We start from the raw sequence: 13,271 nt of genomic DNA, 5'->3' as shown, positions 1-13,271 counted from the left end.
ATTTATAAGTCTATGAAATATTGTGAAACAGTTAATATTTAGAAACCAATGTGAATATGACCCAGGTCTTATGACGCATTGTTTTCAAATGTTAGCCTCCGTATATAAACGGACATCATTTAACGGATTATTCAATGATTCAATTCCCTTATCCTCGTCTTAATTTAATTTTTGATGCACTGCTGATGCAGACACTGCCGCAGCAAGAGTTGGCACAACGTTTTGATGTTTCTACCAGAACGATTCGTACTGACATTTCAGCATTAAATGATACCTTAGCGCACTACGGTGCTCAGTTGTTATTACGTCGAGGTGAAGGGTATTACATTGATATTTATGATCAGCAACGTTACAGCAATATCACTCAGCAAACCCAACAAATGAAGCAGTCACCACGTAGTGTTAAAGATCGGGTGACATATTTGATGTTGCGTTTATTGAACCAGCAAGATGGCTGTAAATTGGATGATTTGGCTAATCAGTGGTTTGTCAGCCGTACCTGTTTACAGGCTGATATGACCGAAGTACGTGAGTTGTTTCAGTCATACCATTTAGAGATAGACAGCAAGCCCCATTATGGGCTGTTAGTGTTTGGCAAAGAGTCATCCATACGTGCTTGTATTGCCCATATCTTGTACCAATTTAAGGCGTCAGATCCTACATTTATCAATTTATGTGAGCTATTTTACTCTGAGTGTGATTTTGCACAATTAGAGCAGCCACTGTTAACGGCAATGCAGCAGAATAGTATTAATTTGACCGATGAAGGTCTGCATCAGTTAATGGTTTACTGTGGCGTGGCGATCAGCCGTTTAAAGCGTGGTTTGGGTTGCGATCAAACCACATGTGCTAACGTGCCAAATAATGCACTATCAGCAGCCAAAGAAATCGCAGCCTTAATGGCGAGCGAAACTCAAACCATTATCGAACCTTGTGAACTAAATCATCTCGCGATTCAAATTGCTGCCCGTCGCGTTACTGGGATCAAGCATTGGCATGTTGATGATCGTAATGACAATGATGCTGATGCTTTTATTGATCATTTACTTCATTTTATTAACGATCACTTTAATTACAACTTGCTCAATGATCTGCAGCTAAAACATGACTTACTGGCTCATGTTCATCCAATGTTACTGCGTGTTGAGCATCAAATAACGATACCCAATCCATTAGCTGATCATATTAAACGTTATTATCCGCTTGCTTATGATATGACTGTGGGTGCTGTATCTAGTTGGGACGGACGACAAATCCCAGATGGTGAAATTAGTTTTTTAGTGATGCATGTTGGTGTTGGAATAGAGCGTAATTATGTGCAAAAAAAAGAACAGCAGCCGATAGTACTGCTAGTATGTAACTCTGGTACATCGGTGATCCGAATGTTGGAATCTCAATTGCTTAAAGCTATCCCACAGTTAGTGATCCATAAAATGCACTCGATACGTGAATACGATGCATTACATGAAGTTACTGAAGACTTTGTGGTTTCAACAGAAAAGCTGGTGGTAAAAAATAAGCCAACCATGGTGTTTTCACCGATTGCTAGCTCTTTTCAATTAGAGCAATTGAATAAACTGGTGCATGAGAATAGTAACCATATTAATGCGTTAGGTAAGTTCTTTCAGCCAAGTTTATTCACTCGAATTGAAACGCCTATGACGCAACATCAACTTTTTGCGCAATTGTCTACAGAGCTAGAAGCAAAAGGGATTGTGCCAAGCCATTTTCACCCATCGGTTATTGAGCGAGAAAATATTACTTCGACCATGTTAGGTGACGGTATTGCGATCCCGCATTCTCTCGGTCTATGTGCTAAGCAAAGTGCAGTCTATACCGTCCTTTCGCCACAAGGGATTGAATGGGGAGAAGGAAAACGTGCCTATGTCATTTTCCTATTAGCGATCAACAAAGATGATTATGAAGAAGCCATGGGGCTTTACGATCTCTTTGTCACTTTAATGAAGAGTAAGGCGGTCGAACATTTGTTGGCATGTTATTCATTTGAGCACTTTACCCATGTTGCCAATGAGTGTTGGAATAACTGCAAGAAAGATTGGTAATTTATCAGCTGTAAGTGGTCGATATAATAGAAGGAACTAATGTGATTATTCGTGTAATGGAACACGCTGATTTAGAGCAAGCAGCAAAGGTGCATCAACAGGCGTTTGTACGTCAGCAACGCTCCTATGAGTGGATCGAATGTAACTTTAATGCCGCCCCGCGCTTTTTAAATTTTGTCGCTGAGCTTAATAGTGAAGTGGTGGGGTATATCGTTTGGGGGCAAAAAAGCGGTTTTCGTCCTGAAGTGATTTTAGAGTTAGAGCAACTTGCAGTGTTGCCAAGCCATCATAACCAAGGGATAGCGACACAACTTATCACTCAATCATTACCACAAGTGAAACAGCGATTAGCGGAACAAGACAGTAAATTAAAACATATTTTGGTCAATACTCGTGCTGATAACTATTCGCAACAGATCTATCAGAAGCTATTAGGCGCCGAGGTGGAAATGACGATCAAATCGCTCTATTCTGCTGATGAAGTGTTTATGATCGCCCGAAACGTTTGCTCGGATTAATACCGTTTTTTAGTTTATCTCTGCGCCGTATTTGGCCTCACCTTTAAACAAGATAGCTGTTAAACTGGCTATCTTGTTTTGTTTTAGGCTTTATTATCAGTAAAGACGTTTTATCGGTGAGAAAGCAAATGTCGTATCAGTTAGAAGAGTTAGATCTGAATTTAATACGGTTATTAAAAGCGGTGGTGGAACATCGCAGTATTAAATTAGCAGCCATGCAGTTAGGGATCTCACAGCCAAGTGCCAGTCGTGGCGTAGTGAGGCTTAAACAGTTCTTTAATGATCCGCTGTTTGTGCGCAAAGCCCACGGAGTAGAACCATCACCCCTTGCGATTCGTCTCGCTGATGAATTTGATAATATCTTAGCGCCTATAGAAAAAGTGTTACTGGAGTTCTCTGAATTTAAACCAGAAACCTACCAAGGCTCGATTTCTCTTGTGGTTGATCCCTATTTGATGGATGAGCATGGTCAACACCTACTATCTTGCTGCCACAAGGCATTTCCAAAGGCGTCATTGGTGTTTTCTAATTGGGATAGCATCAGCCAAGATGACATGCTGGAAGGGAAAGTCGATTACTGCATTTTGGATCAAGAAACGGACATTGCGAAAGATATCTACATGCAGCCGTTATTTAAGGAAAAGCGAGTGATCTTGGCGAAAAAAGATCACCCAAGTTTACGGCTCGATAGTAATGATTGGGCATCGATAGCACCATTGTCATTGGTCTCGCTGCCAGCGCCTGCCGCTTATAAACCTTTGTGTACCGTTGAATCTGAATATCAACGCATGGGTTATGAGCCAAAAGTGTTACTCAAAACCTTTAATTTACGGGTCGCTTGCCAAATGCTGTTGGAAACCAACGCAATCATGTTTGCTAGCGAAAGTACTGCCGATTTAATGCCGGAATTACATGCCTATCCGATGCCTGTGGTGAACCGTAATTTCAGCCATTTTGTGGTCTCAGGTGGTTATCTTCAAACCCATCGTAATTATCCGCTCTACCAACATTTACATCAGGTGATACAGGCCGCATTCGGTTAAATTCTCTGATCATTTCTGCGCTATTTACCCTTTTAGAGATATTCAAATTTGAATATCTCAATTACCTATTGCGCTTTTGTGCGCTGCGGTAGTCTTGCGAGTAGATGCATTAACTTTATGTATTTTCACTACGAGAATGCGTGAAATTTGATGCTATCTACCTAAAAAATTAGCACAGTGGAGTCAATCATGTGGTTAGCACGAATATTTTTATTATTAGCCATTGCCGCAGAAGTGGCTGGTACCAGTACCATGAGCCTTATTTCCAGTGAAGGTGGAAATTGGGGGTACTGGGTGATGTATAGCTTAATTTGTATTTCATATTTTTTCTTGTCGTTGGCAGCAAAAAAGATCGCTATTGGTGTTGCCTATGCGGTTTGGGAAGGGCTAGGTATTGCGCTTATTACAATGGTTTCGGTGTTTGTGCTTGATGCGCAATTAAATACGCAAGAGCTGATTGGTTTAGCGATGGCAACTGTCGGGATCGTATTAGTGACACTTGGTGAAAGTCACAGCGATAAACCCAATCATTCGCCCACAAGCGTGTCGGCATAACAACAGGAGGCAATGAAATGAGTCAATTTTTTACACTATCATTTGGTTTTGTTGTCCTTGCTGCGTTTGTCGATATTTTAGCGAACATGGCATTAACCCGATCAAATGGCTTTAGTCATAAACGTTGGGGGATTACTGCGATCGTCTTAGTCATGTTGGCATTTACCCTGCTAGCGCAAGCGGTCAAAGAGATCGATTTAGCGGTGGCGTATGCGTCATGGGGAGCTATCGGTATTTTAGGTACCGCGATTGGTGGCTCGCTGCTGTTTAAGCAAAAACTTAAGCCTATCGGTTGGGTGGGGATTGCTGTGATGATCTCCGCTGTGATTGTTATGAAAACAGCGTAATTACGTATTTTAAAGCCCAATGTGATGTTGAATCCATTGGGCTTTTTGTTGCCTTTTTTCTGCGGTGAATATTGGGAGAAAAAATTAATAGCGAGGATTCAACATGTTCTGCTCTAAAGGCTGAAATAGTCTTGCTTTTTTGTTGATTAATATGTCTGACAAAAGATTTATTATGTCCGATTAGAGATATATGTATCTTAAAAGACGTGACAGAATAGCCTCGTTAATGATTCAGATATAGGTATCTGGACTAGAAAAATCTGAGAAAGGCAGACAATGTTCTATCTATTACCCTTAATTACCGTTGCAATATGGGCAGGGAACGCCATTGTCAACAAGATGGCATTCAGTGTCATCGATCCCGGTGCGATATCGTTTTATCGTTGGTTCTTCGCATTAGTCATGTTAACTCCTTTTGTTGCTAAATCTGTTTGGCGTGATCGTGCGGTGATTAAACCTTATCTAGCGAAATTAGCATTCCTTGGTTTGTTAGGTATGGTGCTAAACCAATCGTTAGGCTACTTCGCAGCAGCGACCACCACGGCAACGAATATTGCCCTGATCATTTCATTAGTGCCGTTGATCAGCATGTTCTTAAGTGTGCCTATTTTAGGTCAACGCTTATCACCGTTCGCATTGGTTGGCGCAGTGTTATCACTAAGTGGTTTAGTATTGATGCTAAGCCACGGTCATGTAGAAAACTTACTGTCGCAAGGTATCAAGCAAGGTGACTTCCTAATGCTGATCGCAGCGGTCGTTTATGCACTTTACTGTGTGCTATTAAAGCGTTGGAAAATGCCGTTCTCGACGTGGAAATCTGTGTACGTTCAGTGTTTATTTGCGGTCATTATGTTAACGCCATTGCTACTAAGTAGCGATCGTATGGCAATTACAGCATCTGCAGTCCCTTTGATTGCTTATGCTGCATTGCTTGCGTCAGTGATTGCACCTTGGTTATGGATGTTATCAATTGAACGTTTAGGTGCCGATCGTACCGCGATGTTCATGAACCTATTGCCAATTATGGCGGCAGGTATTGCGAGCGTGATGCTCAACGAGCAACTAGAGTCTTACCATTATATTGGTGGCATCATGGTATTAACGGGTGTTGCGCTGGCTCAGAAACGCATTAGAGCGAAGAAAGCAAAAGTGGCAATGACACCTGCTTAAGCACGACATTGATATAAAACGCCGTTGTATTGAAGCTTATTTAAGCTGCGTACAACGGCGTTTTTTTTGTGTCAGATATTTAGCTGCTAGCTATTAAAGGAAAGCTAATAGCGGCGAGATGCAGAGCAAAATACCGGTGAGGATGATCAAGTAGGTTGCTGTGCCTTTATATTTGTTCAATGATGGTACCTTGTATACCAAGTAGGCTGGGATCAAGCAGCCAACAATGCCGAAGATTGGTGAACAAATTGAAGTGAACGATAAGATCGGTAGGTTTAGTGCTACTGCCGTCCATGCGATCAGAATAATAAATACCGTCGTTAGTTTATTTACTAACTCAGTATTGATGTCGTGGTGAGCATACTTACGTTCAAGCATGTTCATTGCCAGCCCTTTACACGCCTCTTTAAACGCCAAGAACACCCCAAAGAACGACGTCACGACCGCAAAGATGTTGATCACGATACCGACGATTGTTGCCCAACTGCCGGGGAAGTAATGTGCAATCATCGCAAGGGCAGAGATATTTTCTTGCATCGCATGTTGTGCTTCAGACTGGCTGATCGCAAAGGTGAACGAGATGGCAAAGAAAAAGACCACCACAAACAAAATACTAAAGGCTATTTTCATCGCGCGTGATGCTTTATAACGTGCCACTTCAATCGATTTTTCATGTGAGCGGTACGAAATCACCATTGGGCTCAACGATTGAATAAATAAAATCGAGGTTAAGGTAAAAGGTAGGGTGATGATTGCATCTTTAAGCATCTTGTCCCAGTCGCCTACAGCGGTAATATTGCTAAAATTCCATTGTGGGATCAGCAGTACGCCCATCACCGCGACTAAGGTGATCACCGTTACTGCCATAACCCCTGAGATCTTAAACAGGAACTTTTCACTTTTTGAGCCGATATAGCTCAGTAAGCAGATTAATGCTAAGCCATAGAAAATATTATGGTTTAAATGAGATTCAGTAACGCCAAAAGTATATAGATACGAGGCACTGTCATTAGTGATGGCGAGAGAGTAAACCAATACCCAAATCACCAGCATGATGAAATATAAAATGCCTAATGCGATGCCCCAGTTTTTACCTAAGTAGCCGCTGATCACGCCTGGATAATCGGTACATTTCTTTGATTCAGCAAGAGTATTGATAAAGAGTTTCTGAAACAAATACATGGCAGGGTAGCCAATGACAGAAGACAGTAAAAAGACCCATAATCCCATAACGCCAACTTGTACTGGGAGAAAAACAATCCCAGCGCCAATGGCCATACCGATGCTCATGACAATCCAACCGACATCAACACTGTCGAATTTTGTTGCAGCCTTCCATTGTTGAGGTGTCATGTTTGCCTGTTGGTATAGGGGGACACTGGTGTTTGAAAGGGCGGTTTCTGTAGTAGGTTTCATTATATATTCCAGCTTATTATCATTGTTATGCTGACAGCGAATAGCTGGATTATGGATCTAGTCGTATAGTTACTAAATAACTAAAAGTTATAATATATAAACTATAGGAGTATAAAAGATGCAATTAGGTGCTTTTAATGATTGTTTTACTTTTAGCGATGGCAGAAGAGGACAGAATGCTCTTTTAAAGAGGAAAAAAGAAAAGGCATTTAAGCGATTAAAAATAGGAAACCAGAGCAAAATAGCTCTGGTTTAGTCTTGTCGATTATTTATTAATCACATGTGTTAGAACATTATTTGTTAATCATAATATCAAGGATCTGAACATCAGTATGGGTCATAGCGCCATTTGCTAATGCAGATAAATTACGAATAGTCGTATCGACATCATCAGCGACAATGCCTTCATTGCCCGTTACTCGAATACCATCTAATGCCATTAAGGCAGACTTAACAGCAGATCCGGCAGCAGAAGAGACTTTCATCGCACAGCTGGCTTTTGCGCCGTCACAAATAATACCGGTGATATCTCCGATCATACTGCAAATCGCTGCACTGATTTGTTCCACATTTCCGCCCAATAACCATGTAATACCAGATACCGCCCCCATTGACGCAGTTGTTGCGCCGCATAATGCAGACAGCTTGTTTTGATAGCTTTTAATATAAATTGCCATTAAATGAGAAAGGATTAAGGCGCGGATCAAATGCTCATTATCAGCATTTACAAAATCGGCAACGACCACAACAGGCATGGTGGCGGCAATACCTTGGTTACCAGAGCCTGAATTACTCATCGCCGGTTTCATAGCTCCTCCCATACGCGCATCAGAAGCGGCAGCCGTGCGGAGTAATACATCGGTGAGTAGACCGCCTGATAATAAACCGCGATCAATGTTACGTTGAAATGTCGCGCCAATTTCTAATCCATATTGGCCCTTTAGCCCTTCACAAGATAATGCGTTATTGAGCTCATAAGCTTGTTCGATAAATTGAATATCAGTAATAGGCGCATTGGTCGCGAAATCAAAAATATCTTGAACGCCAGCATCACTAAAAGGTGAGTTCGATATTTCAACGACCTTTTGCTCGTTAGGTGACGCTTCGAAAACTGTAACACCATCAAGTTCAATACTGATCACTTGAGTATGGCTATCTGCGATAGTCACTGTCGCACAATGAGCTTGGTTATAAATACTTACCTTGGCATAAAGAATATTAGTGACATCAGCGACGTTAACCGTGACTTTATTGGCATCTAATAATGCTTTAGCTTGTTTAACGTTATCTGGCGTAATGTCCTTTAATACTTCTAATTTCGCTTGGCTATTGCCAGCCAGTGCACCTACAGCTGATGCAATAGCTAAACCTGCCATTCCCGTACCGGGTACCATGACGCCGATGCCATTTTTCATCAAATTAGGAGAAACACGCACATCAATATGGGTGATATTGCGTTCATGAAGTGGAAGTTGTTCCATCGCAATAGCAGCAGCAAGCGCCACAGACACAGGCTCTGTGCAGCCTAAAGCAGGAACAACATCACGTTTGATCACGTTAATAAATGCAGGCCAAAGATGGGTTTTCATAACTACTACCTTAATGTTCCAACCGGAGGAAAATAAACCGACAACGAAGAGAGGAGGCTTTATTTTTTTAATATCCTCTTTAACTTCATGGGTATTTGAATCGCTGCAAATATACGCTCGATAACGAAGAAATAAATTTCCTATTTAAATGTAAATTAAAGATAAAATAGAAAAATATTCTATTATTTTATTTATTGTTGAATGTTATGTTGTGTTTATCACATTTTTAGAGGTTATGTTTTTATCTAAATGATAAGTCCATTTAGGTAGTGGAGATAAAATGCAGAGTATTTCAACTGGAAAATTGATTTAACACTAGCGAATTGAGGCTATTTATAGGTATGATCACGTCGTCATAGAATGAAGGTTGGTGCTAGCATCAGCCTTTTATTTTGAATAGAAACGGAAACGTTTGCGTTAATTTGGCAATACATTAGATTTGCTGAAAAATATCGCTTTTTTGATCAAATAGGAATTTACCATGTCTGCTGATAGCACACATCAACGCCCTTCTCATTTAGAACCTAAGAGTAAACTAGATAGCTATTTTGAAATTACAGCTCGCGGCAGTAATGTCAAACAGGAAATAATTGCGGGTTTAACCACATTTCTAGCCATGGTGTATTCCGTGATTGTGGTGCCTAGCATGTTGGGTGCTGCGGGTTTTAATCAAGGGGCGGTTTTTATCGCAACCTGTTTAGTGGCTGCATTTGGTTCATTACTTATGGGGTTATGGGCGCGTTTACCGATGGCCATTGGTTGTGCTATTTCACTTACCGCATTTACTGCATTTAGCTTAGTACTAGGGCAAGACGTGAGTGTGCCTGTTGCCTTAGGTGCCGTATTCTTAATGGGGGTTGTCTTTACATTAATAACGGTAACGGGTGTGCGTACTTGGATCATGAAAAATATGCCCAATGGTATTGCTCATGGTACTGGGATTGGTATTGGATTATTTTTACTTTTGATTGCAGCGAATGGCGTTGGGCTAGTGATCAAAAATCCAGCTGAAGGCTTACCCGTTGCTTTTGGTGATTTCACCGCGTTTCCAGTCTTCATGTCTATTTTAGGCTTGGCGGCTATTTTAGGATTAGAAAAGCGCCGTGTTCCTGGTGGCATTTTATTAGTGATTATTGCCATTTCTATCATTGGTCTTATCTTTGATCCGAAAGTGACGTACCACGGCTTCTTTGCAATGCCGACATTTGGTCATGATGGCGAATCCTTATTAGGTACAATGGACATTATGGGTGCCCTAAACCCAGTTATTTTGCCTACAGTATTAGCACTTGTGATGACGGCAATTTTTGATGCAACAGGTACGATTCGTGCAGTAGCAGGACAGGCGAATTTACTTAACCAACGTGGTCATATTATCAATGGTGGTAAGGCATTAACGTCTGATTCTGTTAGTAGCATTTTTGCAGGCCTGGTTGGTGGTTCTCCTGCTGCGGTATACATTGAATCTGCGGCAGGTACAGCTGCTGGTGGTAAAACAGGCTTAACAGCAACTACGGTAGGTGTACTGTTCATCTTCATGTTGTTTCTTGCACCATTAAGCTACTTAGTCCCTTCCTATGCGACAGCGCCTGCACTGATGTATGTTGGCCTATTAATGCTAAGTAATGTTAGCAAGTTAGATATGGAAGATTCTGTTGATGCATTATCTGGCTTACTGTGTGCTGTTTTCATTGTTCTAACGAGTAATATTGTTACTGGTATTATGCTTGGTTTTACTGCATTAGTTATCGGTCGATTAGTTTCTGGTGAAGTGAAAAAGCTCAATATAGGTACTGTCGTTATTGCGATTGCCTTAGTTGTTTTCTATGCTGGCGGCTGGGCTATCTAGCGACTAGTTCTATAGTAAAGTATTTTTTAAGCCCACTAAAAGTGGGCTTTTTTATACATATCAACATATAACACGTTGTTTTTATTTTCCATAATGGACTATTATCAAGGATTAATTATATGCGTTCACATTCACAGGCATATTTATGAAAAAAACGATATTAACATTGCTGTTGGCGTCATGTTTTAGCTCCGCTGCGAGTGCTTGTACTGGAATTACACTTGGCACAACAGGCAATGATCATATTCAAGCTCGTACCATCGAGTGGGGTCATAGCGATTTAAATAGTAAGTTAATTGTTTCTCCTCGTAATTATAGCTATACCTCGATAATGCCAGATCAAAAGCAAGGGTTAACTTGGAAAAGTAAATATGGCTTTGCTGGGATCTCTGTTAGTGATGATCGTTTTATTGCTGAAGGTATTAACGAAAAAGGCTTAACGGCGGGTTTATTCTATTTCCGTGGTTATGGCTCACTTGCGAAATATGATCCTAACAATACCGCAAATAACATCACGGATATGGATTTCGTACGTTGGATGTTAAGTCAATATTCAACGGTTGCAGAAGTTGAAGCTGCGTTAAGTAAGATCAAGATTGTCACTGTTTACTTTGATGCTGAAGGTAACCCATCACCAACGGCGCACTGGCGTGTGTCGGATAAGCAAGGTAACAGCATCGTGATTGAGATAATGGATCACGGTAAGATAAATATTTATAAGAACACGGCTAAAGTGCTAACTAACTCGCCAGATTACAAGTGGCAGGTAACGAATTTAAATAACTATATTAACCTTCACCCGGGTATCAGTGCGCCACAAAAGATCAATGGGGTAGAAGCCCAATCGTTTGGTGTCGGCTCTAACTTTGTGGGCTTACCTGGTGATATTTCTCCACCGTCACGTTTTGTTCGCGCTGCATTCTATGTAAATAGCGCACCTGTATTGAAGACATCGCAAGAAGCAGTATCACAAGCTTTCCATATTTTAAATAACTTCGATATTCCAATTGGCAGTGAGTTTAACGATAAGTCACATATCCCTGATTTACCAAGTGCGACTCAGTGGACATCTGTTATTGATCAAGGCAATGGTGAACTGTTCTATAAAACGATGCATGACAGTACTATTCGTCGTGTAGAGTTATCTAAATTAGATTTCAATGCGAAGACAGAACACAAGCAACCACTTGATAATGGTAAGTTTACTACTCAAGATGTAGTGATTAAATAACCACAAACACCTAGTCGCTATTATGAGGGCAACAGCATGTTGCCCTTTTTATTGTCTTTTTTGTGTCAAAAATGAAGCTATAAACGATCATTTTTGCAATCTTGCATTTTATTCATACTTGATCGCTAATTATTCACTACTATTATTGCGTACCCCATACTATTTATGCGCGATTGTGTCATTATTTAGTATCTTTTTATAATTTATATTATTGTTTTTAATAAACTTATTATTCTTCTTTAAAGAAGGTGTTGGGTTGCGTATTTATAACTCCTAAGATAAAACCAGAAAAAGATTAAAAAAATTTGAATCTACCATTTATGCACAACTAACGTTGCATTTTTATTGTAATGACAATTAATCAAAACGAGGTAAATTAAAAAGACCAACTGAGGAACCGCAAAGTGTTTCGGTAGGGTTGTTTAAAATATTCATTTAAGGTGCAGTCATTATGAAAGTAGTAGTAGAAATTTTAGAAGCAGGTAAATACCGTGATGTTGCTTGGGAAGGTCAATTTGTATCAGTGAAAGGTGAGCTACGCGCTGTTACACCTTCATATGCAGCACAGTTGATCAAACAATCTAAAGCGTCGTTATACACAGATGCTAATGGTGAAATGGCGTTTACTTATAAATAACTTAAATATGTTAAATAGTATATTTAAGTTTTTTGGTTAATAAAAAGGTGACTTATTATTCAAGTCACCTTTTTTGTTTTTTACTTGCATAGATGAGTGAAAATTAACCACTATTTACAATGTAAATTTAAAAATTAACCGTCTCAAAATGTGGATTCGCGGTGAGTGCCTGCATAGAGGCGAGATGATCGAGAACTATTGTTGAAACGGTATTATTCATTTTCAATTCGATACATTCTTCTCGCTGTGCGTTATAACAAGTATCTTGGGCGATCCCTGAAATTTTCTCTCCATTTTTATACGTTAAACTCACATTAAGGTGGAGCATGCAGGCTATCTCAATATAGTCATGTTGATGACAACTGATCATTATTATTGCTCCTTAAATTACCGTTCACAACTATTTTAGATTATTCCCAGCGTTCAAAAAACTCAAAATATATGCCTTAATAATCCCAATATGGTGACTTAGAAAGAGCACGTGATAGACGATGAGAAATATTGATTGTTATCACTAAAGTAAAATTAACTTAATCTTTTAGTGAGTATTACTGGGTTTATTTTAGCGTTAAGAAGTGTTGCTATAGCGCACTTTACAATGTGTGATTATGTATAAACGTGATTAAAAATAAAATTCTAAATTATATTTTTAATGTGTTTGATATTACAATCATCGGATTTTTATATTAATTATCACGATAAATCTTCTGCTTATAAATTACTTTCTATAATTATAAATAATAAAAAGTAGACATTCCTCTGAGTAAACATTACTTATTAATATTTTGTTAGTTAATGTCATTATACTCTAAATATATTAATCTTGATGACGTGCAACTAAGCTCATTTATTT

The 13,271-nt window shown here is 39.7% G+C and carries 13 protein-coding genes; 10 read left to right on the top strand and 3 right to left on the bottom strand.

What is annotated here, in order from left to right:
• Positions 1-134 precede the first annotated feature (134 nt).
• The 6 genes from C9J46_RS20095 to C9J46_RS20070 all read left to right on the top strand — a co-directional run bounded on the left by C9J46_RS20095 (position 135) and on the right by C9J46_RS20070 (position 5,696).
• Positions 135-2,063: a transcription antiterminator gene (locus tag C9J46_RS20095; RefSeq protein ID WP_107208308.1), complete on the top strand. Its 1,929-nt coding sequence runs from the start codon at positions 135-137 to the stop codon at positions 2,061-2,063.
• A 56-nt stretch (positions 2,064-2,119) separates the two neighbouring features.
• Positions 2,120-2,581 (top strand): GNAT family N-acetyltransferase, encoded by a 462-nt coding sequence (locus C9J46_RS20090; protein ID WP_107291434.1) that lies wholly within the window; start codon positions 2,120-2,122, stop codon positions 2,579-2,581.
• 128 nt (positions 2,582-2,709) lie between these two features.
• Positions 2,710-3,624: a LysR family transcriptional regulator gene (locus tag C9J46_RS20085; protein ID WP_107208309.1), complete on the top strand. Its 915-nt coding sequence runs from the start codon at positions 2,710-2,712 to the stop codon at positions 3,622-3,624.
• 189 nt (positions 3,625-3,813) lie between these two features.
• Entirely contained in the window at positions 3,814-4,179 is a 366-nt protein-coding gene (locus C9J46_RS20080; RefSeq protein WP_107291426.1) for an SMR family transporter, read from the top strand.
• A gap of 17 nt (positions 4,180-4,196) precedes the next feature.
• Positions 4,197-4,526: an SMR family transporter gene (locus tag C9J46_RS20075; RefSeq protein ID WP_107208311.1), complete on the top strand. Its 330-nt coding sequence runs from the start codon at positions 4,197-4,199 to the stop codon at positions 4,524-4,526.
• A 276-nt stretch (positions 4,527-4,802) separates the two neighbouring features.
• Positions 4,803-5,696, top strand: a complete 894-nt coding sequence (locus C9J46_RS20070) for a DMT family transporter (RefSeq protein WP_107291425.1) — start codon at positions 4,803-4,805, stop codon at positions 5,694-5,696.
• A gap of 93 nt (positions 5,697-5,789) precedes the next feature.
• Here the strand turns inward: C9J46_RS20070 and C9J46_RS20065 are convergent, their stop codons facing one another.
• Complete coding sequence (locus tag C9J46_RS20065; RefSeq protein WP_107291433.1) at positions 5,790-7,049, bottom strand: amino acid permease; 1,260 nt, start codon at positions 7,047-7,049, stop codon at positions 5,790-5,792.
• 181 nt (positions 7,050-7,230) lie between these two features.
• On the opposite strand from C9J46_RS20065, the gene C9J46_RS21580 reads away from it, so the two are divergent.
• On the top strand, positions 7,231-7,368 hold the full coding sequence (locus tag C9J46_RS21580; RefSeq protein ID WP_158259523.1) for a hypothetical protein: 138 nt from the start codon (positions 7,231-7,233) through the stop codon (positions 7,366-7,368).
• Between the two features lie 37 nt (positions 7,369-7,405).
• Here C9J46_RS21580 and C9J46_RS20060 read toward each other — a convergent pair whose 3' ends face one another.
• Positions 7,406-8,701 (bottom strand): serine dehydratase subunit alpha family protein, encoded by a 1,296-nt coding sequence (locus tag C9J46_RS20060; protein WP_107208313.1) that lies wholly within the window; start codon positions 8,699-8,701, stop codon positions 7,406-7,408.
• A 481-nt stretch (positions 8,702-9,182) separates the two neighbouring features.
• On the opposite strand from C9J46_RS20060, the gene C9J46_RS20055 reads away from it, so the two are divergent.
• From C9J46_RS20055 to C9J46_RS20045, 3 genes are all read left to right on the top strand, one after another.
• A complete protein-coding gene (locus C9J46_RS20055; RefSeq protein WP_107208314.1) occupies positions 9,183-10,550 on the top strand; it encodes an NCS2 family permease in 1,368 nt (455 codons plus the stop codon).
• Between the two features lie 145 nt (positions 10,551-10,695).
• The gene (locus tag C9J46_RS20050; protein ID WP_107208315.1) at positions 10,696-11,781 is read left to right on the top strand and encodes a linear amide C-N hydrolase; all 1,086 of its coding nucleotides are present in this window, start codon (positions 10,696-10,698) and stop codon (positions 11,779-11,781) included.
• 451 nt (positions 11,782-12,232) lie between these two features.
• Positions 12,233-12,418, top strand: coding sequence for a hypothetical protein (locus tag C9J46_RS20045; RefSeq protein ID WP_045150501.1), 186 nt, complete (start codon positions 12,233-12,235; stop codon positions 12,416-12,418).
• A 127-nt stretch (positions 12,419-12,545) separates the two neighbouring features.
• Here C9J46_RS20045 and C9J46_RS20040 read toward each other — a convergent pair whose 3' ends face one another.
• A complete protein-coding gene (locus C9J46_RS20040) occupies positions 12,546-12,788 on the bottom strand; it encodes a Rho-binding antiterminator (protein WP_107291424.1) in 243 nt (80 codons plus the stop codon).
• Positions 12,789-13,271 lie beyond the last annotated feature (483 nt).

The sequence above is a fragment of the Photobacterium sp. GB-36 genome, from assembly GCF_003026135.1.
Taxonomy (GTDB): domain Bacteria; phylum Pseudomonadota; class Gammaproteobacteria; order Enterobacterales; family Vibrionaceae; genus Photobacterium.
Note: the sequence above shows the minus strand (reverse complement) of the source record. Positions and strands in the feature narration are given on the sequence as shown.